Origin of the sequence: Legionella nautarum (assembly GCF_001467895.1) — a bacterium.
GTDB classification, from domain to species: Bacteria; Pseudomonadota; Gammaproteobacteria; order Legionellales; family Legionellaceae; genus Tatlockia; species Tatlockia nautarum.
In genome coordinates this window covers 1,059,514-1,086,152 of the sequence record NZ_LNYO01000013.1, presented here as the reverse complement: position 1 = coordinate 1,086,152, position 26,639 = coordinate 1,059,514, and the positions used below count along the sequence as shown (strand labels likewise).

Genomic DNA, 26,639 nt, shown 5'->3' with positions numbered 1-26,639 from the left:
CATGACTAATTCTCAACAATTATTTTCCCAGGCGCAAGCGGTTATCCCCGGCGGGGTAAATTCACCGGTACGCGCATTCAAAGGAGTAGGTGGCGAGCCTATTTTTTTCAAGCAAGGGAAAGGCGCTTACCTAATCGACGTTGATAACCGCTCTTATATTGATTATGTAGGTTCGTGGGGGCCATTAATTCTCGGTCATTGCTATCCATCAGTGGTCAATGCAGTAACCGAAGTATTACTTAGTGGAATGAGTTTTGGCGCACCTACTGAGTTAGAAGTCAAACTGGCGCAAAAAATTATTGCTCTGATGCCGAATATTGAAAAACTACGCATGGTCAATTCCGGTACTGAGGCCACAATGACTGCCATACGCCTCGCACGCGGCTATACCGGTAAAAATAAAATTATTAAGTTCAATGGCTGCTATCATGGACATAGTGATAGTCTACTGGTTAAAGCGGGATCGGGTGTATTAACCTTAGGTATCCCTTCAACGCCAGGTATTCCTGCCAGTATAACAGAGCATACCCTCACCGCCGATTTCAATAACCTCGAGCAAACCGCTCGACTGTTTGAGGAATATTCCCATGATATTGCCGGCATTATTCTCGAACCTGTAGCGGGTAATATGGGGTTTGTCCTACCTAAACCTGGTTTTTTGGAAGGTTTACGCGAGCTTTGTGATGCTCATAATGCTTTACTTATCTTTGATGAAGTCATGACAGGGTTTAGGGTTGCTTTGGGTGGTGCACAAGCGGTGTTTGGTATTAACCCCGATCTAACGACTTTAGGGAAAGTAATTGGTGGTGGCATGCCAGTTGGTGCTGTTGGAGGCAAGGCTGCGATTATGTCCCATCTTGCTCCTGAGGGTCCTATCTATCAGGCTGGTACTTTATCAGGTAATCCTTTAGCTATGGCAGCAGGTTTAGCTACTTTAACTGAATTGGAAAAACCAGGTTTTTATGAGCAACTTTCTGCAAATACCGATGCTTTGATTAAGGGCTTGGCCGAAGTTGTGGACGCTTTTAATATTCCTTTTAATTGTGCCTCTTTAGGTGGAATGTTTGGATTTTGCTTTAATCATAAGAAGCAAGTTTTTGATTACGCGGATGTTGCTTCATCAAATGAAACGTTATTTAAACAATTTTTCCATGGTATGCTGCAAAAAGGGGTGTATTTTGCACCTTCAATGTATGAGGCAGGGTTTGTATCCGCTGCTCATCATCAGGAAGAACTTCGTTTAACCCATCTTGCTGCCGAATCTGTATTAGCAAGTTTATCAGGAGTTAGGGCCTAATGAAGAAATACCATGTTTATGGTGTAGGTAATGCTTTGTTAGATAGAGATGCTGTAGTCAATGATGAGTTTTTGCGAGCACTAAATATCGAAAAAAACGTCATGACACTCACGGATGAAGCAACGCATCATCGTTTAACGGACGCTTTAGCGGATTCGTTTTGTCACAGCGGCTGTGGAGGTTCTGCAGCTAATACTATGATCGCCTTCAGTCAGTTTGGAGGGCGCGGTTTTTATAGTTGTAAAGTAGCTGATGATGAGGCAGGTCGTTTATTTCTGGGAGAACTAACAGCCTTAGGTCTTGATTGTAATTTGACTTTAAAAACACTTACTCCAGGTGTGACGGGTCAATGTCTAGTTTTAGTAACAGAGGATGCGCAACGAACAATGAATACGCATTTAGGTATTTCTGAAACCTTGTGTCCAGAAGTGCTTGATTTAGATGCGATTGCCTCCTCAGAATATATTTATCTTGAAGGGTATTTAGTTACTTCCCCCACAGCAAGAAAAGCATTATTAGTTGCTAGACAACACGCACGCGCAGCGAATACAAAAGTGGCCTTGACGCTTTCTGATCCGAATATGGTTCGTTATTTTAAAAATGAATTACTCACGATCATTGATGGAAAAGTCGATCTTTTATTTTGCAATGAGGAAGAGGCGCTGTTATTTAGCCAAGCTGATAATTTGGAAATTGCTGTTGCACTTTTGCAACCTTTTGCAAAACATTTGGTTGTCACTTGTGGTAGTAGAGGCGCTATGCTCGCGATAGATAATGAACTTGTCGTTATTCCAACAATTGCCGCACAAGCAATTGATACGGTTGGTGCTGGAGACATGTTTGCGGGCGCTTATCTTTACGCCATAACGCATGGTTATGCTCCGCAATTAGCGATTGAATTGGCTAATAAAGCGGCTACAGAAGTCGTGGGGCAATACGGTGCCCGTCTTTCTCATGAGAAAGTTTTAGCAATTAAAAAGCGATTTGTCGCAACGAACTATAGTTTTGCCCAACAACTTTATCGTAAAGCGAGTCAAGAGCTCGAAACTCTGGTTGATTAAAATGTTGGGCCTTGGCCCAACATTGTTGAATTAATAATTTCACTTAATACAAAGAGCCACCTTTTCTGCGATAAGCGCTTCTTCATCGCCACGAATAACTAAAATAGGTTTACCTGATTTGGAAATCGGATGGCAGGTTTCTTTGCTATGAGCTATGTTTAATTCCTTATCTAATTTAAACCCTAGGTGATGCAAGGGCGCTATGATTTTTTCTCGTATCAATGTAGCATTTTCACCGACTCCACCAGTAAATACTAAGGCATCCAAATCAGCTAATTGACTGCAGTAAGCGCCGATCATTTTTTGAATAGCATAGACATACATGTCTATGGCAAGCTGAGCCGATTCATCATCAGCCAAGGCACGACTAACGAGCCGGCGCATGTCATTGTCATTGGCAATCCCTTTTAGACCACTGCGCTTATTTAATAGTTCATCTACCTCTTCAGTTTCTAATCCTTGTTGTTGAAGATAAAGAGTAATCGCAGGGTCGATATCCCCGCAACGAGTACCCATAATAAGCCCGGCTAAAGGCGTCATCCCCATAGAGGTGTCCATTGACTGGCCATTTTTAATTAAACAAGCACTTGCACCATTTCCTAAATGAAGGGTTATCACATTAGAGGATGAGAAGGGTTTGTTTAAAAAAAGAGCTGCTTGTCGTGCAACATATTCATGATTAATTCCATGAAAGCCATAACGTTGAATTTGATAGGTCATTGCAATTTCAGCATTGATCGCATACTGACGTGCTTTAGGCGGCATTGTATGATGAAAACCGCTATCAAAAATGGCTACATGCACCGCATTGGGATAATGTTGCCGGGCAAATTGGATTCCTTCCGCGTTAATTGGATTATGAATCGGGGCGAGCTTAGAAAGCGCACGAATATTTTGCAATACCTCGTCGTTAATAATAGTAGGTTCAAAATAGTGTTTACCGCCATGGACTACTCGATGCCCTACACCACGAATGGGATAATTTTCGAGATCAATTTTGAGTTGTTTGGCTAAGGCTGCAAACGCTTGTTCATGGTTTTTAAAATGATGGCTCTGTGTTTCCTTGCTGGTCTTTGTGTGATGCCATGCACCTTCAGATTCTCCTATGCCTTCAATTAAACCTGAAACCAAAGGCGAAAGTTGTTGATCGATGAGTTGATAGGCTTTGTATTTGATAGAAGAACTTCCAGCATTCAGGGTCAATATATTCATTGTCTATCTCCTTGCGCCTGAATGGCTGTGACTAAGATGGTGTTAATAATATCTTCCGGCGTACAGCCACGGCTCAAGTCATTGACTGGTTTGTTTAAACCAAGTAGAACGGGGCCGATTGCCAGAGCACCACTCTCACGTTGGACTGCTTTATAAGTATTATTTCCAGTATTTAAATCTGGAAAAATAAGCACATTGGCATCACCAGCAAGTTTTGAATTAGGCAATTTTTTCGCGGCAACCTGAGAGTCCACTGCAGCATCATACTGAATAGGCCCTTCTGCTAGTAAATTGGGTTGTCGCTCTTTGACAAGATCCATTGCTTTTGCGACTTTCTCGACGCTTTCACCTTTGCCTGAATCGCCGGATGAATAAGATAAAAGGGCAACTTTAGGCTCTATCCCTAAGTTTTTAGCAATTTGTGCTGCTTGAATGGTAATTTCAGCCAGTGTTTTACTATCCGGCTCAGGATTGATAGCACAGTCGCCATAAATGAGCACCCGTGATGGCATACACATAATAAAAATAGAGGAAACTTTGGTAACGCCGGGTTTTGTTTTAATAATTTCCAATGCTGGCCGGACCGTATCTGCCGTAGTGTGGGTGGCTCCGGAAACCATTCCGTTGGCATCGCCACAATAGACCATCATAGCGGCAAAATAATTCACATCATTCATCCGTTCTAGAGCAATAGGTAAATTAATATTTTTGTGTTGCCTTAGTGTGTAATATTGATTCGCATAGCTTTCCTTTTTTTTAGATTTCTCAACATCAATAATATTGACACCAGGAAGCTCTAAATCTAAACGTTTCGCCTGGAGTTGAATTTTTTCTAATTTCCCCAGCAAAGTAATGTTGACTATGTCGCGTTTCAGTAAATAGTCTGCTGCGGTTAAGATTCGCGGATCGCTTCCCTCTGGAAGAATAATATGTTGTTTATCTTGCTTCGCTTTATTGATTAACTCATACAAAAATACCGCCGGGCTTAATTGTGGTTTATAGGAAGTATCGCTGAGTAATTTCATTAAGGGCTTGGCAAAATAGGGACGCATTGCTTCTAGAGCAATTTTTACTCGTTCAGGATCGGATTGACTTAAACCGTATTTTGCAGAAAAGAGGGTTGTGGCTGTATCATAAGTTTTAAGCTTGGTTAGTAAGACAGGAAAAGGATGCTCCAGACCGGCAATAATCTCACTGATAATCGGTCCTGGATGCTCGCCGTTGGTTAAAACGAGACCGGCAATTTTAGGGTAGTAGGCCGATTGGTCTGCGAGTAAAGAACCTAGTAAAATGTCGATTCGGTCATCAGGGGTAATAATAAGCATTCCATTTCTGTCCAAACTTGATTCTAAAAAATGACCTACCGTTTTAGCAGCGATTGAAAATTGTCTAACCGAGCGCTGCAGCTCTAACTTACCAAATAAAACCTCTGCTTGTAATTTTTTCGCAATATCGCGCATGGTAGGATGAGCCAATTGTTCAAACTCTGGAATAATCGCTAAAAAGGGTAACTTTGAAAAATGCTTATGGAACAGTTTAGCGGCCTCATTCTCATGAATATTTTCTACTTGATTAATAATGGCGCCCACAACGCGAGCATGCGTTTTTTTGCTGACTTCTAAAGCAGTGTTCAATAAAGACAGAGTATGCTCCAGCGTTCTATTTTTAGCTGAAACAACGAGAACAACTTCGCAATTCAGTTGATAAGCGAGGGTTAAATTGAATTGATATTCAAAAACGTCATTATCACTTTCAAAATCAGTGCCCTCGAAATAGGTAAAGGTATTGTTGTTAACTGTTTTGGTCGCTTCAAGAACTGTAGCAACTAAGTCATCCGGTTGGGTACGCATTAACGAAATTGCTTGGTTAACGTTCATGAGCGGGTTAAGTTTTTGTTGAGAAATATCTTCCAACAAGGGAACTTGGGATTCATCCGATTCAGAAAATAATTTGAAACAACGCAATGATTTTTGCTGTTCTTTTATGATTGATAGAAAGCCCAATGAAACAAACGACTTACCGGGGCGTTTTTCTATACCTGTTAAATAAATTTTGTTATGCATGGTAGGGTCCCCAAATCAGCTTGATTTTGTTTTCATGCAAATTAAGTATACTCAAGTATATAGCTGAAAATCTCTAAAATGAGTTAAAGCGGTCTTCCTGATTAAATGAAGATCTAAGATAAGTAACCTCAGACATTGACTATTCTTCCTGCAAATTCCATCGCAAGAAGGAGTCTATCTTAAAAATTGTCATCTTGCCACAATAGTAACCAAAATTGCTTGGGATGAGACTTTTTAATGCGGAATGTAAAGAAATTTCAGACTTTTGTAAAAGATTGCTCAGAGGCTTAAATGTGCATAGACAGTTAAACAATTGCATGTAATATTTCTTCTTAATTTTGGTTTTTTAAAAAACTGAACTGTCGTCATTATGAATCAAGGGTAGGTTGGACCTCAACGCCACTGTTGCTATTAAGGGCATAAACCCTTCGTCGACGTCCCAGTACTTGTCCGAGGGAGCCAGGGATCTTGATAAGGGGATGAGCGCTTCTGGATACCCCGGTCAAGCTGCGGTAAGTAGAGATAAGAGTAATTCCTTGATGAGACAATGACGATATTAAGGGGCCTTTTCAATGTCAACTGTGGAAAACAGCGTTGCAATAAGAAGAAATTTACCGCCAGGGACTGTTTCGTTGTTTTTCATGCAAACCTTTTCTATCTTGAGTTTTAGTGTCTTCTATTCGACTTTAGCTTTATTCATTACCGATAAGTTAGGCTTATCTATTCAGTCAGCAAATAGCATTACTGGAATTTTTTTTGCTGCTAATTTCGCCCTGCATTTATTAGGAGGCTATTGGGGAGGACGATTTTTATCCTATCGCGCACTCTTTTGTTTAGGCATGTGTGTGCAAATTATTGGCTGTATTTTATTAGCGACTGTGAACGAGGCTTGTTTTAATTATGGATTAGCTACTTTTTTAGCCGGCTGTGGTTTAAATGTGACCTGTATCAATTGCATGCTCACTCAGCGATTCCAGCCCAAGGATAATCGTCGGGAAACTGCTTTTTTGTGGAATTACTCGGCGATGAATTTTGGACTTTTTATTGGTTTCAGTTTAAGCGGTTATTTTCAGTTGCTCCACGATTATCAAAGACTTTTTTTATTTTGCAGTTTAGGTAATTTAATTGCTTTATTTTTATGCCTCTATTTTTGGCCTAATTTAGCGGATCAAAATACCGCCTATTCACAGTTAAAAAAATCGGAACAACGTCGATTTTATCTTTATAGTCTGGGGCTAATAATTATCTTGCCTTTATTGCTTATACCACTGCTTCATTTTGCTAATTGGGCTAATAAATTGGTTTTGCTCATCGGGTTCCTCATGCTGGGTACTATTATTGGGCTTGCCTTTCAGCAGACAAGCCGTGAAGCGCGTGAAAAAATGTTTGCTTTTGCAGGACTAATGGGGGTTGGCACGGTATTTTGGACCCTCTTTTTAATTGCTCCAATGGGTTTGACTCATTTTATAGCACACAATGTTGAGCGACATTGGTTGGGGCTCACGATTCCTCCTCAATGGTTTCAAAGTATTAATACCATCTGCATCGTGATTGGTGGTCCAAGTTTAGGCTTTTTACTGAATCGGATGCGTTCTTGGGGGATTAAAATTAATATACCCACTCAATTTGTATGCGCTTTATTGCTTATCGGATTAGCCTTTTTAGTGCTGCCGATTGGAATTGCCAAAGCCGATGCATCAGGAATGGTTTCTCCTAGCTGGATTGCCGCTAGTTTTATTTTACAAAGTGCGGGTGAGCTTCTCATTTCGCCGATTGGTTATGCAATGGTTGGTGCAGTGGCACCTAATTCACTGCAGGGCGTTATGATGGGGATGTGGATGTTAGCAATGGGGGTAGGCGCTACATTGTCGAGTTATAGTTCAAATTGGATGACGGCCGGAAGCAACAGTATTTCCCCTTTGATGACTAATCAGGAGTATAGCCCTATTTTTCTAAAACTTGGTTTATTGGCTATTGTATCGTCATTAATTCTTATGATGGTCGTGCCAAAACTTAAACAGTGGATCAACCAGCAGTCCGATGTGCAGAAAGAAAACGATTTAAGATCGACTACGGATTCGGTTATAATGCCGCGAGAGTAGGTTGAGCCTTGGTTCTTAACCATCAGGCTAAGGTGATGTTCCATATTTTATGTGGCTCTGTTCGGACTGAAGGGGGGCGTAAGACCGTCTCGAAGTTTGTATCCTGATGTGGGACTTCGAGACGGCATGAACGCCTCCTCAGTCCGAACGGTTAATTATTAGAGTTATAAGTAGTTAGGCTTAGTCTGATAGCTATGGACTTTGTCCCAACATTTATATAGTTGAACAATTTTCGATAATTTTTTTTAAATAGATAACAGGCCATTCCCGCTTAAATGAGTAATTGTTCGTGAGTAATCCTTTTGTACCAATAGAAACAGCCAATTTGCTATGGTGTGACGGCTTACCGTTTTCTCAATCTTTTGCTGATATTTATTTTTCCAAAGAAAATGGTTTGGCTGAAACAAGACATGTTTTTATCGATGGTAATAAGCTGATAGAGCGTTGGCAGAATTTATCCAATGAATCGTTTCTAATTGCTGAAACAGGGTTTGGTTCGGGACTCAATTTTTTATTAACTTGGTCTTTGTGGCTAGAGTTTGCGCCAAAGAATGCACGCCTTCATTTTTTCAGTTGTGAAAAATATCCTTTAACAAAAGACGACTTGGCTCGTTGTTTAAATTTATGGCCAGAGTTAAAAGAACAAGCGAATGAGTTCATTGAGAGTTATCCCGTACTGACTCCTGGTTTTCATCATTTACAATTTGAACAAGGGCGGATTAATTTAACCTTGATGCTGGGTGATGCGACGACTTGTTTTCAACAACTGCTTATTTGTGGCGATGTAGAACTTGAGCCGAAGTTAAGAAGCAATTCGATTGATGCATGGTTTTTGGATGGTTTTGCACCCGCTAAAAATCCAGCAATGTGGTCAACTGATTTATTGCAAATCATTGCACTTCTCTCAAAACAAGGAAGCACCTTGGCTACTTTCTCCGCAGCAGCTGCAGTAAAAAAAAATTTACAAGCAGTGGGTTTTCAGGTGGAAAAAATCAAAGGATTTGGTGCAAAACGCGACATGCTGACTGCTCAGTTCCAAGAAGTGTCATTTGCTAATAGAAAATTACGCTCAACACCCTGGCACGCAGCCCGCGTATTGCCACTAGCAACCAAAACGGCAATTGTTCTTGGGGGAGGCCTTGCCGGTTGCTATACTGCGCATGCCTTAGCTAAACGTGGGTGGCAGGTTAGTTTAATTGATGCGAATAATCGTGTTGGCCAGGGCGCTTCCGGTAATCGACAAGCCGTTTTATATCCCAAATTATCAGCTTATCACTCGCCCTTAACTCAATTTATGCTCTCTGCTTTTTTGTTTGCTAGCAGTCAATACCAGCAATTATTAAAAAAACAGCCGATTGGTCAATTATCAGGATTATTGCAATTTGCTTTTAATGAAAGAGAGCGAGCGGCTCAAGACAGTTTAAGCCAGTGGTTAGCTGCCTATCCAGAACTTGGCAAACTGGTTGATGCACAACAAGCTTCGGCAATAACCGGTATCGAATTGGCAGCAGGAGGCTTATTTATTCCCAAATCAGGATGGATTGATTCTCAAGCTCTATGCGAACTTCTACATCAAACTCCAGGCATTCGTAGGATTCCAGATACTTTCGTGTCGGAATTAATTTTTAAAGAAGGAAAATGGCAGGCCGGGGAATATTCTGCAGAAATTTTAGTTATTGCTAATGGTTATCAAGCAAAACAATTTATACAAACAGAACATTTACCTCTTAAAACCATTAGTGGGCAAATGACAATGATAGCCAGCAATAAGCACAGTACCAAATTAAAAATACCCTTATGTGCTGATGGCCATGTATTGCCTGAGCATGAGGGTCTACATGCAATTGGTGCAAGTTATCACCTAGAATCGCTAAACAAAGAGAGTAATTTTGCTGATGATATCGCTAATTTAAATAAATTAACAAAAATACCGGCTCTAATATCTTGGACTGATGAAATAAAAAACAATTGGACGGGGATCAGAGCGGCAACAACCGATTACATGCCTTTGGTCGGAGCTGTACCAGACTCAGAACGGTTTTCATCTCGCTTTTCTTCTTTGGCTACAAATTCTAAACGATGGATTGCGGAAGCTGGACTCTATTATCCAGGTTTATTCCTTTGTACTGGTTTTGGATCAAGAGGATTAACTACCATCCCTTTATGTGCCGAGTGGCTGGCCTCGCATATTAATAACGATCCGAGTTTTATAACAAGATCTATGACACAGTCTTTATCTCCGGCTCGGTTTTTGCTTAAAACAATCATTAAAAATTTAAAATAACGTCAGTGAGGTCTAAGCGCTAAGAATCGTTCGTCTTGAGGAGGACTTTTGCCCGTTTCGAAGTTTGGTTTATCCCGTTCGCACTGAGGAAGCGCGCAGCGCTGTCTTGAAGTCTCGGATAACCACATTGTTTAACCCTTCGAGCCCCCGCTTTTGTGGCTCCTCAGGGCGACGGCTTGAGGTAAAGACTGGATCGCTAATCTTTCTCATCCAAAACCGGCGTTAAAATAATCGTTTTAAGTTAATGTTCATTTTCATGTTCTATACTTTATATTTGAATAGTAAAGGGAGTTATTATGGAATATTCAAAGGCAAATTTAAATTCAGTACTCAATTGTTTTTCATTAGCTCTGGGCGAGTTGAAACAAACGGACTCAAATCAATTAATGAGAGACATATCAATCATTTTAAGGGATTTTTCTTACTCTTTTGGAAGGGATAAATTTCTGCCGATGTCAATTGAGTTGACGGATGATGAATTGTCAGAAATTGAATGGACTGAAATAAGATCGTCTGTACAAAAAACATCTATGGATTTTGTGCGAATAATCTAAGCTTCGTAGGAATTGCCTATTTCCTATGAGTTAGCTTGCTAAATTTGTTCATTTTCTATTCGACGTCACTGCAATAACGGACTAAAAGAAAGGCTTGCTTATCCATGCCGAGATCGTTACTCTTGCCAACCATAATTTCCTTGATGAGGGCAGTTGTGGACAGCATTGAAATTTTTCAAATTGATGCTTTTTCTGATAAAGTGTTTTACGGCAATCCTGCTGCTGTATGTTTATTAAGTGAATGGCTTAATGATGAACTCATGCAGGCAATTGCAGTCGAAAATAATTTATCTGAAACAGCTTTTGTCATCGAGGACGAACAACATAATTTCCATATCCGTTGGTTCACGCCGAATGGAGAGATTAGTTTATGCGGACATGCGACTTTGGCGGCTGGCTTTGCTCTGCATGAATTGGGTAAGAGTAAAGGCGATATGGTTAGTTTTTCCAGCCTTAGCGGCCAGCTTTCGGTTAAGAAAAAGTCAAATCGTTATACTTTAGATTTTCCCAGACTCTCCTACATGTTGAGTCCTAATCCTGAGCTGATTGCGGATTTGATTGATAAACCTTGTCTCGATGTTTATGAAAGTGATTTGGATTATCTCATTCTACTTGCCGACGAAACTAAAGTGTTAAATGCTCAAGTTGACCTTAAAGCACTCGTTAAACTACCCAAACGTGGGCTTATTTTAACCTCCAGTTCCAATGTGGTTGACTTTTACTCACGTTGCTTTTACCCGAAACACTATATTCCAGAAGATCCTGTTACAGGGTCGGCGCATTGCGTACTTGCCCCGTTTTGGTCAGAGCGTCTTAATAAAAAAGTTTTAGATGCCATACAAGGATCTTTCCGCAAAGGAGAAGTTCATTGTGAAGTTCTTAATGACCGAGTTTATATTTCAGGACATTGTAAATGGTATCTGAAAGGGCATTTGGTAATTTGAGACTCCTTCGAATATTTAAGAAGTACATGGCAAGATTTAAATTCTTGTTCTATGCTGAAATAACCTGGGCATTTATTGCTTAGGCTACTTTCTTCAACAAACTAAGGATAGTTATCATGATGAACGCATGGAACAGTGTTATTTTTATGAAAACTGATAAATCATGGGATGATTTAAGCAAGATGGCCAGATGGGATGGCGTCGAAAAAATGTGGTCTACTACAGGTGATTGGGATTGGTGCATAAAGCTTGATTCCAAAATGTCTACCCCTGAGAAAACAGAAGAATTTGTTGCCCGTATGCGTGATGGCCACTGGGCTACTGAAACCAGAACAAATTGGTGGAAAGAAGTTTCTGCTAAATAAGCCTAGCTATTTTGTTAACCTGTTGACGCGATTTGCATCAACAGGTTAACAAACCTACCACTGTAAGAATCGATCCTCAACTACAAATAATAAGTTTAATTAAAAAAAGCTCCCCAGAAAAAGCTTTGCGTGGCATTATATATTTACTAAATTATCCCGTGACAAACATTGAAGTTGTCATTGAATGACTAGCATGATAAAAATGCTTTTCATTATCAAGGAGTGAATCTAATGTCTTATTCTGCAGGCAAGCATTTTCGTAGTTTGGTCAAAGATAATTCACCATTACAGGTTGTTGGAACAATCAATGCCTATTCTGCGATGCTTGCTGAGTCAGCTGGTTCGAAAGCTATTTATCTATCAGGAGCTGGTGTTGCTAATGCATCTTATGGGTTGCCTGATTTGGGCATGACTAGTTTGGCCGAAGTGCTGGAGGATGCAAGACGGATTACGCAAGCTTGTTCGCTTCCACTTCTAGTGGATGTCGATACAGGATGGGGGCATGCGTTTAATATCGCTAGAACTGTACAGTTAATGGAACACACGGGCGTTGCGGCAATCCATATTGAAGATCAGGTTTTAGCAAAACGCTGTGGTCATCGTCCCAACAAAGCGATAGTTTCTATACAGGAAATGGCTGATCGAATAAAAACCGCAGTGGATGCGCGAAAAGATCATGAATTCGTGATCATGGCCCGCACTGATGCTTATGCAGTAGAGGGGATGAATGCAGCAATCGAGCGGGCGCAACTTTGTGTGGAGTTAGGTGCTGATATGATTTTTCCTGAGGCCATGACAACCCTTGATGAATATAAAGAATTCAGTCGGCATTTTGATGTACCAATCTTGGCAAATATTACCGAATTTGGCAAAACACCTTTATTTACCCGAGAAGAGCTCGCCAAAGCAGGCGTGCAACTGGTTTTATACCCCCTTAGTGCATTCAGAGCGATGTCTTACGCTGCCTTAGCTGTTTATAAAGCGATTAATCAACAAGGCACGCAAAAAAATCTAATTGATAAAATGCAAACACGGAATGAATTATACGAAGTACTTGGTTATCACGATTATGAAAAAAAACTAGACCAATTAATGGAGGGTGAGGATGGTCAATAAATCAGCAGGAGGTTTGGCTGGGGTAGTTGCTGGGCAATCAGCCATAGCTACTGTAGGTCATGAAGGGGAAGGTTTAAACTATCGAGGGTATTCCATTGATGATTTAGCTGAGCATGCAACGTTTGAAGAAGTCGCTTATTTATTGCACTATGGTCATTTGCCTACGCGCTCTGAGTTAGACTCATATACCGATAAACTGGTTAGCTTACGACATTTGCCAAGTGCATTAAAAACAGTACTAAAATTAATTCCCAAAAACACCCATCCGATGGATGTGTTGCGTACTGGTTGTTCTATGTTAGGAACTTTAGAGCCCGAAGAAAATTTTGCGCAGCAATATAATATCGCTGATCGCTTACTCGCCTTATTTCCTGGAATGATGTGCTATTGGTATGCTTACCATTTTCAAGGAAAAGAAATTAGTGGAGAAAGTGATGAATCAACAGTAGGCGGTCATATTCTCACTCTTTTACATGACCGAAAGCCATCCGAACTTGAGCGTCATATGATGAATGTATCGCTTATTCTTTATGCAGAGCATGAGTTTAATGCGTCAACCTTTGCCGCTCGAGTGACTGCAGCAACATTGGCTGATTTTTATTCTGCTGTTACAACGGCAATAGGAACTCTGCGCGGACCTTTGCATGGTGGAGCAAATGAAGCAGCTATGGAATTACTGGAGAAATTCAAGAGTCCCGATGAAGCTGAGCGTATTTTAATGGATATGTTGGCTAAAAAAGAAAAGATTATGGGCTTTGGTCATCGGGTCTACAAAGACTGTGATCCTCGATCTGATATTATTAAAACATGGTCACATAAACTGGCTGAAGCTAAACATGATGTGCTGCTGTTTCAAGTTTCGGAACGTGTAGAAGCGGTGATGCGTCGTGAGAAAAAACTATTTCCTAACCTTGATTTCTATAGTGCCTCGGCTTACCACTATTGTGGTATTCCCACTCATTTATTTACGCCGATCTTTGTTATGTCTAGGATTACTGGTTGGTCTGCACATATTTTTGAGCAGCGAGCAGACAATCGTTTAATTAGGCCGAGTTCCGAATATACTGGTCCTGATCCAAGAAAGTTTATTCCCATCGAATCGAGAGGTTAGTATGCATTCTTTTGTAGAAGACAATGTTAAGCCGGATTATGACCCAGTCATAGCGGGCATTGCCGATTATGTTTTAAATACAGAAATAACCAGTGCCGACGCTTATGAAACAGCAAGACTATGTTTAATGGATACTCTGGGATGTGGAATGTTAGCTCTCAATTTTCCTGAGTGCACCAAACTATTAGGGCCGATAGTTCCAGGCGCAACCTTAGCAGGCGGCGCGCGAGTTCCAGGCACAGATTATGAGCTTGATCCGGTACAAGCGGCCTTTAATATAGGTACTATGATTAGATGGCTTGATTTTAATGATACTTGGTTAGCTGCAGAATGGGGGCATCCTTCTGATAATTTAGGGGCAATTTTAGCTGTAGCTGATTATATGAGCCGTAAAAATTTAAAAGAAGAAAAGCCAGCAATTACTATGCAGGAAGTTCTAACCGCGATGATTAAAGCACATGAAATTCAAGGCTGTTTAGCCCTTGAAAACAGTTTTAACCGCGTTGGCTTGGATCATGTCATTTTAGTGAAAGTAGCAAGTGCTGCCGTTGCTGCTTCTTTACTTGGAGCTGATAGAGATATGATGCTCCGAACCTTGTCTCAAGTATTTGTGGATGGACAAAGCTTGAGAACCTATCGTCATGCCCCTAATGCAGGATCTCGTAAATCCTGGGCTGCAGGTGATGCAACCTCTCGGGCCGTACGCTTAGCCCTCATTGCAGCAGCCGGCGAGATGGGGTATCCCTCTGCCTTAAGCGCTCCGAAATGGGGGTTTTATGATGTACTCTTTGGCGGAAAAGCGTTTAAATTCCAAAGGTCTTACGGTAGTTATGTCATGGAAAATGTGCTCTTTAAATTGTCTTTCCCAGCGGAATTCCATGCTCAAACAGCGGTTGAATGCGCAGTTTCCTTACATCCACTGGTTCAAGAGCGTTTTGATGACATTGCCCGAATTGACTTGGTAACCCATGAATCAGCTATTCGCATCATTAGTAAGCAAGGTGCACTGCATAATCCGGCTGATCGCGACCATTGCTTGCAGTATATGGTTGCCATAGGGCTCATACATGGTGATTTACGTGCTGAGCATTATGAAGATGAAGCGGCTTCTGATCCACGCATCGACCAGCTTCGTGAAAAAATGTATGTCAGTGAAAATCCGCAATTTTCGCGCGATTATCATGATCCAGACAAACGTTCTATTGCGAATAGTATTAAGTTGGTTTTCAAAGATGGCAGCCAATCCAATTTAGTCACTGTGGAGTACCCAATTGGTCACAAGCGCCGTCGCGAAGAAGGAATACCCGTGCTGCTTGAAAAGTTTAAACGTAATTTAGCGACAAGATATAACTCTGAGCGAGTGGATGAAATTATTGAAGCGATGAGTGATACCAATTCTTTATCGGCCATGTCTGTCGTTGATTTTATGGCTCTTTGGGATGAAGGAAAGGTAGGTTGAGCCTACGTGCTAAAAGGATCCACGTGTTGTCTAGGGATTCTCTTGCCTACGTACCGCGGCTTGTCCGCGGTATCCAAGCGATCTTTTTTCATATTGAGATCTCTCCCTCCCGCGAACAAGTCGCGGGAGGCAGCAAAAGGGTTTAACTTTGCAATAACGCTGGCTTATGCGCGAAATCTCTTAACTTTTCCCTAAAACCTCATTTAACAGTGATAAATAATTATCATCCTGCTGATCGTTTTTATGAAAATAGCGGTTGATGAATAAAGTCAAGGCAGCTTCTTTGGTTTTCGGTGGCTTCTCTGTTTGGATTTCTAAAGCCAAGGCCAGCACCGCATGAATTACAGCCATTTGCTCCACAATACCTTTAATTCTTAAGGTCTGCTCAGCGGCATGTGCTTCCTTCATGCTTTTTATTGCGTCGTTGAGTTCCTTAATTTTTTCTTTCATGCGTGATTTTTCTTGAAAACGATCATCGAGCTTATCCATTAATTGCTCCAAATGCTCAAGAAACAATTCATCAACCTGAAATTTCTCTATATCTCTTAAAGTTTGCATCCATAAAGTAAAATGTGTGCCTTCCCAATTTTCGCAAACAATGCAATCTCTGAGTAAGCGCGGCAAGGATGAAAAGGTTTCGATGGTACCATTGCCGGCTAAAATATCTAGACAATGATGAATGTTTTCTACAGAGCGTTTAGCGGTAAAGTATTTATTTAAATTGGCTAAGGTGCGCATAAGCAGCTGTTTTGCTTTGGGCTGATCTTTGTATGGAAGTGCATCAAGCTTATCTTGACAAGCTGCCATATAAAAAATACTAGCGATCATGGCTGTATTTTCTGCTTCGATCTGTGCCAGAGTTTCTTTCACAAGCGGATAATCAATAATTTTGTGATGAAACGCTAGACGATTATGAGCGTAATAATAAGCTATTTGATAAGCGCGTCGAGCCATACCTAAGACGGAGAAGGCATTAAAAATGCGGGATAGATGTAAAACATTTTCTAAAGCAAGATGGATTCCTTGATCCAGTTCTCCTACCGGATAGGCAAGCGCATCATGAAACTCAATTTCTGCGGTTGCCATGGAGCGAGTACCTATTTTTTGCTTTAAACGTCTTAAGTGGTAATGATTAGGCTTGCCATTGGATAGGCGCTTAGGGATCAGGAAAAGCCCTAATCCTTTTGTGCCACTCAGCGATTGATCATAACGAGCTGTTGCTAGAATTAAATCAGCATTTGCATTGGAGCAAAACCATTTTTCGCCGTGAATTCGCCATTGTTGATGTTTATCTTGGTAAGCCTGCGTTGCATTAGCGCCTACGTCAGAGCCGCCTTGTATTTCTGTCAAAAATTGAGCGCCAGTATAATTATTGTTGAAAGAAGGCTGTGTTAATTTATCCAAATAAAATGAAGTATTTTGTTCTGATTCACAATGATTTTTTAAAATGCGAATTAGACCCGCAGAACAGGCAATAGGGCAGTTATGTCCTGCTTCGCCAGCATGCGATGAAAGAATAAATAGGCTCAATGTTTTTAGCATCTGTCCTGGTTTAAGAAGATAATGCATGAGGTCAGAGCCATAAATGATATCTCCAGCAGCAATATAGGAGGGATGATGAATCACTCGATCGTCAGGTTCACCAATTGCATCATAATGCTCAACTTTTGGGAGATTGGCATCAAGATTATTTTCCATCACCAAAGGTTCAAGTTGAGTAGCGACTTGATGGGAAAAATTTCGTAATTGACGGAGGAATTCAGGTTGCTGAGCATAATAGCAATGATAGCTATGCATTAAATTAGAATTTTCCTCTAGAATCAAATCGTTGAGTTGCTGATTCCAATGTTTGAGGTAGTTTCTAGTTTGTTGATATTCTTTATCCTCGATCATCCCTCTCTCCCTGGTTAGGATAACAAATCCATTCTAAAATTTTCTTCTAATTCCTGCGGTGGACAAGATCTTTGTAGCAATTTCCTCGATAGAATACCTTGTTGAATTCAGATAAGGAATATGCTCACATTTATACATGGCTTCCACTTCGGATACTTCAAGCCGACATTGTTCCATAGAAGAATATTTACTGTTAGGCCGACGTTCGGTCCGAATATGTTGTAATCGCTCAGCATCTATAGTTAATCCAAACAACTTGCTTTTATAAGGTTTTAAGATATCAGGTAAACGGAAACTTTTTAGATCTTCATCTGTAAAAGGATAGTTGGCGGCAAGCACGCCAAAATGTAGAGCCATATATAAACAGCTTGGTGTTTTTCCACAACGTGAGACGCCAATTAAAATAATATCTGCTTTTTCATAACCACGAATGTTAACGCCATCATCATGCGACATAGCATAGTCAACTGCTTCTATACGGTGTGTATAAGTTTGTTGATTGGCGACACCATGAGTTTTTCCTACTGTGTAAGATGATTTAGCATTAAGTTCGATTTCTAAAGGACCTAAAAACACATTAAAAAGGTCAAAAACATGCGCTTTAGCTTGATTAATTGTATGAGCGATGTCTGGATTAATTAAGGTCATAAAAATGAGTGGTTTTATTCCTGTTTCTTCATAACAAGCATTGATGCGCTTCACCGTAGCCTCGGCTTTTTCAATGGTATCAATATAAGGAAGGGTAAGTTTATCAAACTGAATACTTTCAAATTGAGTAATCAAACTATTACCAAGATTTTCAGCAGTAATCCCCGTACCATCTGAAATCATGAAAACATTTCGTTGCATTCAAGAGCCTCTTAAAAACGTTGATTCTTACTAAAATTTTAATGGATTAATGCCCAAGCTGCTAGGCGTTAAATAAATTCTTTATTTTTTAAATTAATTCTAGTTATGAATGCCAAAAAGATAGTCCTAGCATCACTTGGCAAGTCTAATAGCTTCTGCTATGTTGATTATATAGAATAAAAAGATGTTTGTTTTTAATATCTATCTTTAATCAAATAGATATAAATGCACTTACGAGTGTTCCAAGCCGAGTGGGATTTAAGGGCTTTGCAGTAATTAATCCAGGATAAAATTGATATGGAACAAGATCGGTTTCAGCAAAATAGTAAGCTTTTTATTTTAGGTCTTGTTTGTTTACTGGCCTGTTTAAGTTTATTTGCATTTGGTTTTTACATCTTGCCTTATCTTTTATGGAGCTGGAATTATGACGTTCCTGAATTCGTTCTCAGTTTGCGAGAATGGTATAAAGAATCTTACAATTTTAGTGAATCAGGTTCTGCTTGGATGGTTTTTCTCACTTTTATTGTTCCAGCTATTATCACCGGTCTGATATCCCAATACTCATCTAATCATATTGATAATGAGATTTATCATTTAAATGAGCACAACGAAGAATGGCGTACAGAAATAAAAAGAGATGTGCAAGAAACACTTGGATTTGGGCTTAAAATATTCTTGCTTATTATTCTGGTTTTAGTAGCTGTTACCTTAGTTGAATGGTTGGTTGCTCCCCCGACTATCTAAAGGAGTTTTTATGTTTCCGAAGCGTTTTAAAATTAAAAGGTTGACTAAAAAAATCAAATCGATGCAACACAATCGTGTTCACAATCAACCAAAGGATGAGGTAATCGCTAAAGAAATAGGTCTTTATCATGAATTGGCGGGCATTTATAAATCATTGGTTGGCCATAAGTCTTATCCTTATGCCTCTATAATGTCATGTGCTTGCTTACGTGCTGCGGCAGCTATAGAGGATGCAAATGCACAATATCAAATTGGTAAAAACTTGTTAGAAGAAGCCAAGTTTCGTGATCAATTGCAGCAAGAAGGACTTTTTGCAAGTTCTAGTAATGAGCGTCAAGCTAATCAACTTTTCGAAGAAGCTTTGGTTTATTTACAATCCGCTGAAAAGCTTGATCATGCTGAAGCAAGACGTTTACGTGGTCTTTGCTATATCAATGGCTGGGGTGTCACTGCGGATAAAGATAAAGGCTTTGAATTGGTTGTTGAAAGCATCGAGCAAGAGAATAGCTGGGATAAAGTACCTCAAATTTTTGCGGAAATTGGTTTGAATAAACCAGAGTTTTTTTCTGCTCTGACGAAGCGTAGGAAGAATGCTTAAGAGTTTCATTAATTCGTAATTTTTGTCCTAAAAGGATCAGAAGTAATATTTTCAATTTGCCCGCTGATTTTTTTAACTCTGGATTCCAACTCTTCTATTTTATCGGCGGTTGCTGAGGCTCCTTTTTCACCAACAAAGAAAAAATGGTTACCATGGACGTTTAGTTTTAAATAATCCGGTGTCTCATCAATCAAATGGGCTAATCTAGACCATTGTTCTGGCGTTAACTTATTTAAATCATTGCCTTTAAGATAATGGTTATAAATCATCTCTGTTCTTATAAAATCCCAAGCTGCCGGATCAATAAGGGATATTTTGGCTGTGGTGGGTGAATCATCTTCAATGAGTGCAATCCAAGGTGTGTTAGCAAAATTAAAAACACCGCCATCTTTTAGTGTTTGTTGCACATTTTTTATAAGCTGGCCATTTTGGTAACTATAACCCTCGGCCGCAATAGCTGCTGGTATATGACCTACAAATTGGGATAAATAAATAGACTGAGGAATAATAGTATGCTGATTATAACGATCTTGCTCATCAAGGAGCTGAGTAAAGACAGGAAACAAAGCTGTGCGATCGGCTAAATGATTTGCTCTCATGGTCTTAGTTTCATAGGGACCCGATTGCATTACATAGGGAAGAGGTGGAACGGCAGCTAAACCAATAAACAATTCCAGTTTGAGTCCACGTTCTTTGGCTGCTGCTGCGACAGTTTGCTCAATTGAGCCGCCCATACTCCATCCTAGGATGATGATACTGTTGCTTAATTGATTTTCCTTAATGATTTTTTGAGCAACGTCTACAATTTGCTCACCCCAATCTTGAATTGAAAAATTAGGATAGACTTTTGAGTAAACAGAATTTTCTAACGGATAGGAAACAGCAAGGAATGAATACCCTTTCTTAGTTAACCAGTAATCTAAGAAGTCCTGTTTTTTACCATTTTGATAGCCGTAAGAAATCCGTGCAAGATGAGAGTCACCAGGAATAAAAATGACCAACGGTTTGGATGGGTTTCCTTTGGAAAAATAAACCAGCGTTTGTGCATTTGCTGCGTTCATTAGCCGTTCACCCGGATAGAGCGCCGAATTAGCTGCTGAAATAAGTATTAAAGAGGAGATTAATAAGTAAATTTTAACAATACTCATTGTTTACCTTCTTCCTTTCTTCCCTTTAATGAGTCTAGCAGAGTTAAGGATTAAAGGTTGGACTTTGGCATGGCAAATTCATTATCCAAAACAAAGAGTTAATAAAACCATAGACTTAAATACCAATCGATAATCGTTTTTCCCCAGAAAAGAGCTACAATGCCTGCAAAGCAAAGGAATGGACCAAAGGGAATAGGAGTATCTCTTGTCTTGCTTCGTGTTTTGAGATAAATAAGGCCAATGATTGCTCCAGTTAGCGAGGACAATAATAAGATTAGCGGTAATTGAGTCCATCCAAACCAAGCGCCAAAAGCAGCAAATAATTTAAAATCACCATTCCCCATGCCAATTTTACCAGTGAATAAGTAAAATAATTTGATAAAAAACCACAAAGTAAGATAACCAACCGCAGCACTCAGCACCGCATCATTCAGTGTTGTGAATAGTGCTTGGTTGTTGGCGATGAGCCCAAGCCATAATAAGCCTAAGGTTAGGCTGTCTGGCAACAGTTGGTGCTCTAAATCGATAAAACATAGGGCGATAAGAATCCAAATATACAGTAATGCAAATAGCAAGCTGAGGTTAAAACCAAAATGCCAAACTGCCAATAAAGCGAGTAAGCAACTCAGTAATTCAACTAGAGGATAACGCAAAGAAATAGGCTGTTTACATTGCCTACAACGACCGCGCAGCAAGCAATAGCTCAAAATTGGTATATTGAATTTTGCTGGAATAGTTGTTTTACATTTCGGGCAAAAGGAGCGCGGGAAAAATAAATTAATTTTAGTTGTTGAGTTTGTTAAATGACGAGCTTCTTTATTCCAATCCTCCAGCAGCATGATAGGTAAACGATAAATAATGACATTCAACAGGCTGCCAATAGCAAGCGCAAACAGGCCGATGAGAATGTAAGCCGCCGGTAGATTAATAATCTCAAATTGACACATCATAGATTTAGACCACTGAACCAAGTTTAAAAATAGGAAGGTACATAGCAATCACTAAGGTACCAATGATTAGACCTAATATTGTCATAATAAGAGGTTCTAGCAAGTTAGATAAAGTATCCACCGAATTATTGACCTCCTCTTCATAAAAATTAGCTATTTTGTTGAGCATTGATTCAAGTGCACCAGATTCTTCACCAATAGCTACCATCTGCAATACTAAATTAGGAAATAAACTAGTATTTTTCATGGCTAGATGCATTTGTTGACCTGTATAAACCTGTTCCCTAACTTTATCAATTGCTTTCATATAGGCTCTATTTGCGGTCACTTCGCCTGCTGCATCTAAAGCTTTAACCAGAGGAAAACCTGCTGCAAAGCTGATTGCTAAAGTGCGGGAAAAGCGCGCGATAATCGCTTTACTAAAAATAGCACCAAAGAGAGGAAGTTTTAAGAGTATGTTATCAATCGGTTGATTAAGCCATAAAAAGCGTTTTCTAAATTGAATAAGACAGTAGCCTAAGCAAAAGATTATGACTAAAGAAAAGATGCCATAGGTTCTAAAAATAGTAGAAAATTGAATAACAAGACTAGTGAGCAGGGGAAGTGTAGCACCAAAATTTTTAAATAAAGACTCAAATTGGGGAACAACAAAAACTAAAAGTAAAAAGCTCACGAGAGAGGCAACCAAGAAAACAACTGTAGGGTAAATCATTGCTTGTTTTATTTTTTTCTTTATTTTTTCTATTTTTTCTTTATAGGTTGAGACTACTTCAAGCATATGATCGAGCTTGCCTGTTTTTTCCCCAACAGAAATTAGGTTACACATCAATTCATTAAATACTGGATATTTTCCTAAGGCTTCACAAAAGGGATAACCGTTTTCAACTTGTTTTTTAAGGTCTTCAATCAGCCATTTCAGCTTAAGCTGCGTTTGACTTTTAGCTAGAATATCAAAAGATTGAATCAATGGTATGCCTGCTTTAAGGAGTGTTCCCATTTGACGGCAAAAAATAGCGATTTCGGTTTGAGTGATTTTTTTCTTGAAACGAAGTCTGTATTTCTTAATTTTTTGACTAGTAATACCTTGTTTGTGAAGCTCATTTTTTGCCAACGCAAGACTTGTTGTATCAATATGCCCTTGTGTTTTTTCTCCTAGAGAATTAGTCCCTACCCAGTAATAGCGATGCTTAGTATTATTCATCATGATTAGCTACCCGATTAAGTTCTTCAAGCGTTGTTAATCCTTGTTTAACTTTTTCAAGGCCAGACTGATAAATAGTTATCATTCCTTCCGCTTGGGCTAGCCTTTGAATTTCAAGAGAACTTGCTCCATTCATGATTTGTTCACTGATCTTTTTGGATAGGGGTAATAGTTCAAATAAACCTAAACGACCACGAAAGCCATTCGTGCAATACTGGCAACCTTTTGCTTGATATAAATTGAGCGCTTCACTGCCACAAAAACCGATTGTTTTTAAATGTTGCTGAGACAAATCATTTCGTCTAATTTTGCAATATTCACATAAGCGCCTTGCTAAGCGTTGCGCAACTAATAAAATGGCTGAATTGGCAATATTGAATGCAGGGATACCAATATTAACTAAGCGCGTTAATGTTTCTGCCGCACTATTAGTATGTAAGGTCGAAAGAACTAAGTGGCCAGTTTGTGCGGCTTTAATGGCAATTTCTGCAGTTTCTAGGTCACGAATTTCACCAATCATCATAATATCAGGATCTTGGCGTAGTAAAGAACGTAAAACAGTCGCAAAGTTAAGGCCCGATTTCTGGTTAACATTGACTTGATTAATACCGGGCAGTTTTATCTCAACAGGATCTTCAACCGTAGAGATATTTTTTTCTTTAGAATTCAGAAGGGTCAACGCCGTATAAAGCGATAAGGTTTTACCACTGCCTGTTGGACCGGTGACCAAAATCAATCCCTGTGGTTTTCCCAGGGCTGTAAGAAAACGTTCTGTTTGCAGCTTATTTAATCCTAAAGAGTCAATGCTCAGGCGAATTGAAGCGGTATTAATGATACGTACTACTAACTTTTCACCGCCAATCGTAGGGCAGGTACTGACTCTAAAATCAACAACATAATTAGAAGCTAACTTCATTTGAAAATGTCCATCTTGGGGTATACGCCGCTCAGAAATATCAAGATTGGCTAAAACTTTAATCCGGGCACCAATTTGACTCGATGAACAAATCGGTGGAGTTGCTATTTCGGTTAATAATCCGTCTAAACGGTAGCGAATCCGATAGGTTTTCTCATAGGGCTCAAAATGTATATCCGATGCCCCATTTTTAATGGCCGCTAGTAAGATTTGATTAACAAATTTAACTATTGGTACCTCATCAGACTTGTTAAGATCAATACTGACTGGGTCGGGATTTTCTAATTCAATCGGTTGATTTAAACAATTCAATAAATATTGATTTTCTTTTTTATTGAGTACTTCATCAATGAGTTTTTGCAGCTTATCAGTTTCAACAACGACAAGTTTGATAGGGAAACGTGTTTGAAATTGAATTTCTTTAAATATTGCTTGCTGACTTGGATCATCCGTCGCTAAAAACAGATATTCGGTACGGACGAAAATGGGTAGGACCTTAAATTGATAGACTAGGGATTCATTGATTAAATTTAAAGGAACAGCATCAATATCAATATGATCTAAATCAATAAAAGGTAAATTAAAATGCTCTGCCACCATTTGAGCTAGTATGGATCCCGTAGCTAAATGATGAGTCACTAAATAATTCAAAAGGCTCTGTTTATTAGCCAAAGCAAGATTTTGATACTCAACAATTTTACTTTTAGAAAAGAGATTCTTTTGTACAATTAATTGAGCAATTCCTTGTAGGCGATGTTCGATTGCTGTTGTCATATCCATAATTAACTTTTTAATCCGGTGCTAACTATAGAGAAAAAAGAGTGAAACTGCACGCAAAATTTTAATGGAAAAGTTAAAAATACTCTAATCAACGACGCCCCTTGCTGCACACCCTAACTCTATGGTACAAAATGAAATTTAAGTTACGGGACGCCCATTTTGTCTTTTGATGCTCAGAAAACTAGATTTCGTGCTCTTGAGCAATGGTTCCTCTCGCCCCAAGGTATGGATATAGGCGATTTTTTTACAGTCGAACTGGCGCATTTAAGTGAAATTCTATACGGGGATACCTTGCTGCAACTTGGTAATTATGGTGAGAATCCTTGGCTGCACAAGCTTCACTATTGCCATAAATGGTATGCATCACCGTTTATAAGTTCCTCAAGTACTTTGATTAGTTCATTTACTCAGTTGCCAATTGATAGAAATAGTGTTGACTGCCTAGTTGCTCCCTTGGTTATGGAAGCCTTTACTCATCAAAAAAATCCACTTGATGAAATTGATAGAGTTTTAAAGCCCATGGGCTATGTGATTTTTTTTGGGATTAATCCCTTAAGTCTCTGGGGATTATTAACCAGGCTAAAACAATTTTCGATTTTTGGCGCGTTAACGGGAAAACCAATGTCGGTTCTAACTGTAAAACGAGCTATGTTACATCGAGGCTATGTTCTATGTAATTTATCTTCTTTTTATTATATTCCTCCAGTAACAACCGCCAGATGGTTGCATAATTTTGAAATTTTAAATGAATTAGGAAAAATGATTTCCCCTTGTCCTGTTGGTTTTTATTGTCTGGTGGTGCAAAAACATCAAGAAGCCCACCCGGATTTGCTCCACTCGCAGGCTGAGGAAGAGGTATGGGAAAGAAAAAGAGCATTGTTGCCGTCAGTATAATCCTGGTTAAATATTACCATTGTTGATTAAATGTAGATTGGGTCTTGGTCCAACTACATTTTTTAGAAAATTTAATTACTGTAGGTCACTCAAGTGAAAACAAGTTTGAAGAATCTTATTAAGTTTCGCTATAATAGCCTTTGATTTTATTTTTAGGTTTATCTCTATGGCACAAGAAACGTTATTTCGTATTACTTTTGCAAATCAAGAAGCAATTTATGAAATTTATGCTCGTAAGGTTTGTGAAAGTGAGATTTTTGGTTTTCTTGAGGTTGAAAGTTTTGTTTTTGGAGAGAACAGCTCTGTCGTTGTTGACCCCTCAGAAGAACGTTTAAAAGTAGAGTTTAACAATATTAAACGTACTTATATCCCTATGCATTCTGTTTTTCGCATCGATGAAGTCAGCAAGCAGGGTGTGGCAAAAGTCCGAGAAAAATCAAAAGATGATAGCAAGGTCAGTGTATTTCCTGTCCCCTCTAAGCGCAAAGACTAGTCCATTTACAATAAAAAACAATTAGGAACTCTGATGTCTATTCCAGTTAAGATTAAAGAAGTATATGAAAAATCGAGCTGTTTATTTACTACGAAAGAAGTAGAGGCTGCCTTAGATAGGATGGCAATTAATATCCATGAGGTGTTGAACGATAAAAATCCTGTGTTACTTTGTGTAATGATTGGTGGGTTGGTTCCTATGGGAAATTTGCTGCCTCGTTTAGATTTTCCCTTGGAGGTTGATTATGTTCATGCTACTCGGTATCGTGGCGATATTAGGGGTGGCGAATTATTTTGGAAAGTCAAACCGAGTCTCGATTTAACCGATAGAACCGTTTTAGTCATTGATGATATCTTAGATGGAGGAGTTACTCTGGCGGCTATTATCGAAGAAGTTAAGTCACTGGGCGCTAAAGAAGTTTACTGTGCGGTCTTAGTGGATAAACATCACAAACGTGTACCTAATGGTTTAAAAAATGCGGACTTTGTCGGTTTGCAAGTGGATGATCATTATATTTTCGGTTATGGCATGGATTACAATGAATATCTGCGCAATGCACCAGGAATCTTTGTTGTAGCTCCCGAACATGAGTAGTTGAGTTGTAG

The 26,639-nt window shown here is 39.4% G+C and carries 23 protein-coding genes; 15 read left to right on the top strand and 8 right to left on the bottom strand.

Features of this window, described 5'->3' with window-relative positions:
- Position 1 precedes the first annotated feature (1 nt).
- A complete protein-coding gene (hemL, locus tag Lnau_RS08210) occupies positions 2 to 1,297 on the top strand; it encodes a glutamate-1-semialdehyde 2,1-aminomutase (RefSeq protein ID WP_058504631.1) in 1,296 nt (431 codons plus the stop codon).
- On the top strand, positions 1,297 to 2,358 hold the full coding sequence (locus tag Lnau_RS08205) for an adenosine kinase (RefSeq protein ID WP_065240261.1): 1,062 nt from the start codon (positions 1,297 to 1,299) through the stop codon (positions 2,356 to 2,358). The genes hemL and Lnau_RS08205 overlap by 1 nt, the downstream gene beginning before the upstream one ends.
- A 39-nt stretch (positions 2,359 to 2,397) precedes the next feature.
- Here Lnau_RS08205 and Lnau_RS08200 read toward each other — a convergent pair whose 3' ends face one another.
- Both Lnau_RS08200 and pta read right to left on the bottom strand, forming a co-directional pair.
- On the bottom strand, positions 2,398 to 3,570 hold the full coding sequence (locus Lnau_RS08200) for an acetate/propionate family kinase (RefSeq protein WP_058504630.1): 1,173 nt from the start codon (positions 3,568 to 3,570) through the stop codon (positions 2,398 to 2,400).
- Entirely contained in the window at positions 3,567 to 5,633 is a 2,067-nt protein-coding gene (gene pta, locus Lnau_RS08195) for a phosphate acetyltransferase (RefSeq protein WP_058504629.1), read from the bottom strand. Before pta ends, Lnau_RS08200 begins: the two co-directional genes overlap by 4 nt.
- Before the next feature lie 572 nt (positions 5,634 to 6,205).
- On the opposite strand from pta, the gene Lnau_RS08190 reads away from it, so the two are divergent.
- The 8 genes from Lnau_RS08190 (at position 6,206) to Lnau_RS08155 (ending at position 15,568) form a co-directional block, all read left to right on the top strand.
- Entirely contained in the window at positions 6,206 to 7,735 is a 1,530-nt protein-coding gene (locus tag Lnau_RS08190) for a peptide MFS transporter (RefSeq protein WP_058504628.1), read from the top strand.
- A 289-nt stretch (positions 7,736 to 8,024) separates the two neighbouring features.
- Positions 8,025 to 10,019 (top strand): bifunctional tRNA (5-methylaminomethyl-2-thiouridine)(34)-methyltransferase MnmC2/FAD-dependent 5-carboxymethylaminomethyl-2-thiouridine(34) oxidoreductase MnmC1, encoded by a 1,995-nt coding sequence (gene mnmC / locus Lnau_RS08185; RefSeq protein ID WP_058504627.1) that lies wholly within the window; start codon positions 8,025 to 8,027, stop codon positions 10,017 to 10,019.
- Between the two features lie 296 nt (positions 10,020 to 10,315).
- Complete coding sequence (locus tag Lnau_RS08180) at positions 10,316 to 10,573, top strand: hypothetical protein (RefSeq protein ID WP_058504626.1); 258 nt, start codon at positions 10,316 to 10,318, stop codon at positions 10,571 to 10,573.
- 155 nt (positions 10,574 to 10,728) lie between these two features.
- Positions 10,729 to 11,517 (top strand): PhzF family phenazine biosynthesis protein, encoded by a 789-nt coding sequence (locus tag Lnau_RS08175; RefSeq protein ID WP_058504858.1) that lies wholly within the window; start codon positions 10,729 to 10,731, stop codon positions 11,515 to 11,517.
- 119 nt (positions 11,518 to 11,636) lie between these two features.
- Positions 11,637 to 11,882, top strand: coding sequence for a hypothetical protein (locus Lnau_RS08170; protein WP_058504857.1), 246 nt, complete (start codon positions 11,637 to 11,639; stop codon positions 11,880 to 11,882).
- Between the two features lie 231 nt (positions 11,883 to 12,113).
- A complete protein-coding gene (prpB, locus tag Lnau_RS08165) occupies positions 12,114 to 12,998 on the top strand; it encodes a methylisocitrate lyase (protein WP_058504625.1) in 885 nt (294 codons plus the stop codon).
- Positions 12,988 to 14,109, top strand: a complete 1,122-nt coding sequence (gene prpC, locus Lnau_RS08160) for a bifunctional 2-methylcitrate synthase/citrate synthase (RefSeq protein WP_058504624.1) — start codon at positions 12,988 to 12,990, stop codon at positions 14,107 to 14,109. Before prpB ends, prpC begins: the two co-directional genes overlap by 11 nt.
- A gap of 1 nt (position 14,110) precedes the next feature.
- On the top strand, positions 14,111 to 15,568 hold the full coding sequence (locus Lnau_RS08155) for a bifunctional 2-methylcitrate dehydratase/aconitate hydratase (RefSeq protein ID WP_058504623.1): 1,458 nt from the start codon (positions 14,111 to 14,113) through the stop codon (positions 15,566 to 15,568).
- A gap of 180 nt (positions 15,569 to 15,748) precedes the next feature.
- On the opposite strand, the gene Lnau_RS08150 is transcribed toward Lnau_RS08155, so the two are convergent.
- Entirely contained in the window at positions 15,749 to 17,461 is a 1,713-nt protein-coding gene (locus Lnau_RS08150; protein WP_058504622.1) for an acyl-CoA dehydrogenase family protein, read from the bottom strand.
- Positions 17,462 to 17,494: 33 nt separating this feature from the next.
- Complete coding sequence (ppsR, locus tag Lnau_RS08145; RefSeq protein ID WP_058504621.1) at positions 17,495 to 18,310, bottom strand: posphoenolpyruvate synthetase regulatory kinase/phosphorylase PpsR; 816 nt, start codon at positions 18,308 to 18,310, stop codon at positions 17,495 to 17,497.
- 297 nt (positions 18,311 to 18,607) lie between these two features.
- Between ppsR and Lnau_RS08140 the strand changes: the two genes are divergently transcribed.
- Both Lnau_RS08140 and Lnau_RS08135 read left to right on the top strand, forming a co-directional pair.
- Entirely contained in the window at positions 18,608 to 19,054 is a 447-nt protein-coding gene (locus Lnau_RS08140) for a hypothetical protein (RefSeq protein ID WP_058504620.1), read from the top strand.
- 10 nt (positions 19,055 to 19,064) lie between these two features.
- Positions 19,065 to 19,652, top strand: a complete 588-nt coding sequence (locus tag Lnau_RS08135) for a hypothetical protein (protein ID WP_058504619.1) — start codon at positions 19,065 to 19,067, stop codon at positions 19,650 to 19,652.
- An 8-nt stretch (positions 19,653 to 19,660) separates the two neighbouring features.
- Here Lnau_RS08135 and Lnau_RS08130 read toward each other — a convergent pair whose 3' ends face one another.
- The 4 genes from Lnau_RS08130 to pilB form a co-directional block, all read right to left on the bottom strand.
- The gene (locus Lnau_RS08130) at positions 19,661 to 20,800 is read right to left on the bottom strand and encodes an alpha/beta hydrolase family protein (RefSeq protein ID WP_058504618.1); all 1,140 of its coding nucleotides are present in this window, start codon (positions 20,798 to 20,800) and stop codon (positions 19,661 to 19,663) included.
- Positions 20,801 to 20,898: 98 nt separating this feature from the next.
- The gene (locus Lnau_RS08125; RefSeq protein WP_058504617.1) at positions 20,899 to 21,747 is read right to left on the bottom strand and encodes a prepilin peptidase; all 849 of its coding nucleotides are present in this window, start codon (positions 21,745 to 21,747) and stop codon (positions 20,899 to 20,901) included.
- 7 nt (positions 21,748 to 21,754) lie between these two features.
- The gene (locus Lnau_RS08120; RefSeq protein ID WP_058504616.1) at positions 21,755 to 22,954 is read right to left on the bottom strand and encodes a type II secretion system F family protein; all 1,200 of its coding nucleotides are present in this window, start codon (positions 22,952 to 22,954) and stop codon (positions 21,755 to 21,757) included.
- Positions 22,944 to 24,647: a type IV-A pilus assembly ATPase PilB gene (gene pilB / locus Lnau_RS08115; protein WP_058504615.1), complete on the bottom strand. Its 1,704-nt coding sequence runs from the start codon at positions 24,645 to 24,647 to the stop codon at positions 22,944 to 22,946. The genes Lnau_RS08120 and pilB overlap by 11 nt, the downstream gene beginning before the upstream one ends.
- Positions 24,648 to 24,806: 159 nt before the next feature.
- Here pilB and Lnau_RS08110 point away from each other — a divergent pair, with 159 nt between their 5' ends.
- The 3 genes from Lnau_RS08110 to Lnau_RS08100 all read left to right on the top strand — a co-directional run bounded on the left by Lnau_RS08110 (position 24,807) and on the right by Lnau_RS08100 (position 26,628).
- On the top strand, positions 24,807 to 25,541 hold the full coding sequence (locus tag Lnau_RS08110; protein WP_058504614.1) for a class I SAM-dependent methyltransferase: 735 nt from the start codon (positions 24,807 to 24,809) through the stop codon (positions 25,539 to 25,541).
- A 166-nt stretch (positions 25,542 to 25,707) separates the two neighbouring features.
- Positions 25,708 to 26,034 carry a DUF1820 family protein gene (locus Lnau_RS08105; RefSeq protein WP_058504613.1) on the top strand — a complete coding sequence of 109 codons (327 nt, stop codon included), beginning with the start codon at positions 25,708 to 25,710 and terminating at the stop codon, positions 26,032 to 26,034.
- Between the two features lie 33 nt (positions 26,035 to 26,067).
- Entirely contained in the window at positions 26,068 to 26,628 is a 561-nt protein-coding gene (locus tag Lnau_RS08100; protein WP_058504612.1) for a hypoxanthine-guanine phosphoribosyltransferase, read from the top strand.
- Positions 26,629 to 26,639: the final 11 nt, after the last annotated feature.